Raw genomic sequence first — 2,334 nt, 5'->3', positions numbered from 1 at the left:
TGTCCGGTTCGTAGCGCTCGATATAGACGCGCAGCGTCGCGCCAGAGGTGCCGGTGCCGGAGAGGCGCAGCACGACGCGCGAGCCGCCTTCGAACAATATCCGGATGCCCTGGTTCTTGCTCACCGAGCCGTCGACCGGATCGTGATAGGCAAAATCGTCGGCCTTGGCGATCTTCAAGCCGCGCACGCTCGTTCCGGGCAGCGAACCGAGCTTGGCGCGCAGCTCATCCACCAGCGCGTTGGCGCGGTCGCTCTCGACCTCCTCATAGTCGTGGCGCGAATAGTAGTTTCGGCCGTAGGTCGCCCAGTGCTCGGTGACGATCTGCTTGCAGCTCTCGCCGCGCGCGGCGAGGATGTTGAGCCATAGAAGCACCGCCCAAAGGCCGTCCTTCTCGCGCACATGGTTGGAGCCGGTGCCGGCGCTTTCCTCGCCGCAGATCGTCGCCATGCCGGCGTCGAGCAGGTTGCCGAAGAACTTCCAGCCGGTCGGTGTCTCGTAGATGCCGATGCCGAGCTTTTCGGCGACGCGGTCGGCGGCGCCGCTGGTCGGCATCGAGCGAGCGATGCCCTTCAGGCCGTCCTTGTAGCCCGGCGCCAGTTTGGCATTGGCGGCGAGCATCGCGACCGAATCCGAGGGCGTGACGAAGATGCCTTTGCCGATGATCAGGTTACGGTCGCCGTCGCCGTCTGAGGCCGCGCCGAAATCCGGCGCGTCGGGTCCCATCATCTCGTCATAGAGATGTTTTGCATGCACCAGGTTCGGATCCGGATGATGGCCGCCGAAATCGGGCAGCGGCTTGAAGTTGCGGCAGGTGCCGTCCGGCGCGCCGAGCCGGCGTTCGAGGATCTCCTTGGCATAGGGACCGGTCACCGCGTGCATGGCATCGAAACGCATGCGGAAGCCGGACTTAAAGAGCTTCCTCAGCGCCTCGAAGTCGAAGAGGCTCTCCATCAACTCGGCATAGTCCTTGACCGGGTCGATGATCTCGACGGTCATGTCGCCCGCCTTGACGGTGCCGATCGTGTCGATGTCGATCTCGCCGATATCGGCGATCTTGAAGCTCTTGATCTCCTTCGACCTGGCGAAGATCGCGTCGGTGACCTTCTCCGGCGCCGGGCCGCCATTGCCGGCATTGTATTTGATGCCGAAATCCTCGTGCGGGCCGCCGGGATTGTGGCTGGCCGACAGGATGATGCCGCCGAATGTCTTGTATTTGCGGATGACGTTGGAGGCGGCGGGCGTCGAGAGAATGCCGCCCCGGCCGACCATCACCTTGCCGAAGCCGTTGCCGGCGGCAATGGCGATGGCCTTCTGGATGACCTCGCGGTTGTAGAAGCGGCCGTCGCCGCCGATCACCAGCGTCTTGCCCTCAAAACCGTCCAGCGCGTCGAAGATCGATTGGATGAAGTTCTCGGCATAGTGCTCCTGCTGGAACACCGGCACCTTCTTGCGCAGGCCGGACGTGCCGGGCTTCTGGTCGGTATAGGGTTTGGTGGGGACGGTTTTTATCATGCCTCAGGCAGCCCTTTTCGAATGCAGCAAGCGATAGAGTTCGACGTATCTTTCGGCGCTCTTGTCCCAGGAGACATCGGCCTTCATGCCCTGGCGCTGGATCGAAGCCCAGGTCGCCGGGCGAGCATGCTGCTCGACCAGCCGCTGGATCGCATGGAGCATCGCGCCGCCATTGTTGGGCGCGAACTGGAAACCGGTGGCGACGCCAGCCGACAACGCCGCCTCGTTGGCGTCGATGATGGTGTCGGCCAAGCCGCCGGTCCTGGCGACGACCGGCACGCAGCCGTAGCGCAGGCCGTAGAGCTGGGTCAGCCCGCAGGGCTCGAAACGCGAGGGTATGATTATGGCGTCGCAGCCGCCCTGCATGACATGCGACAGCCCCTCGTCGTAACCGACGACGACGCCGACACGGCCGCGATGCCGCGCGGCGGCGGCAAGCAGCGTGCCTTCGAGGCCGGCATCGCCCGAGCCGAGAATGGCGAGGCGCGCGCCGGCGGCGACGATGCCGTCGACGACCGCCGCCAGTATGTCCATGCCCTTCTGCCAGGTCAGCCGGCTGACGACGCAGACGATCGGGCTGCCATCCGCCTTCAGGCTGAAGCGCTCCTCGACGGCCTTGCGGTTCTTGGCGCGGGCGGCAAGCGTTTCGGCCGAATAATTGGCGACCAGATGTTTGTCCGTCTGAGGGTTCCAGATGTCGACATCGATGCCGTTGACGATGCCGTAGAGGTCGGTGGCCCGCATGTTGATCAGGCCGTCGAGGCCCATGCCGAACTCCGGCGAGCGGATTTCCTGCGCATAGGTCGGGCTCACCGTTGTGA

The 2,334-nt window shown here is 64.6% G+C and carries 2 protein-coding genes; both read right to left on the bottom strand.

Annotated elements, in window-relative coordinates; genetic code table 11:
- Positions 1–1,513: alpha-D-glucose phosphate-specific phosphoglucomutase (locus tag EOA24_RS34680; protein ID WP_127410628.1), on the bottom strand; the 1,513-nt coding region annotated here is incomplete at its 3' end.
- Between the two features lie 3 nt (positions 1,514–1,516).
- On the bottom strand, positions 1,517–2,334 hold an 818-nt coding region (locus tag EOA24_RS34675), incomplete at its 5' end, for a glycosyltransferase (RefSeq protein ID WP_127410627.1).

The organism is Mesorhizobium sp. M2A.F.Ca.ET.039.01.1.1 (assembly GCF_003998035.1).
In the GTDB taxonomy this organism is placed as follows: domain Bacteria; phylum Pseudomonadota; class Alphaproteobacteria; order Rhizobiales; family Rhizobiaceae; genus Mesorhizobium.
The sequence above is the reverse complement of the archived record's forward strand: the minus strand, read 5'-3'. Positions and strand labels throughout refer to the sequence as shown.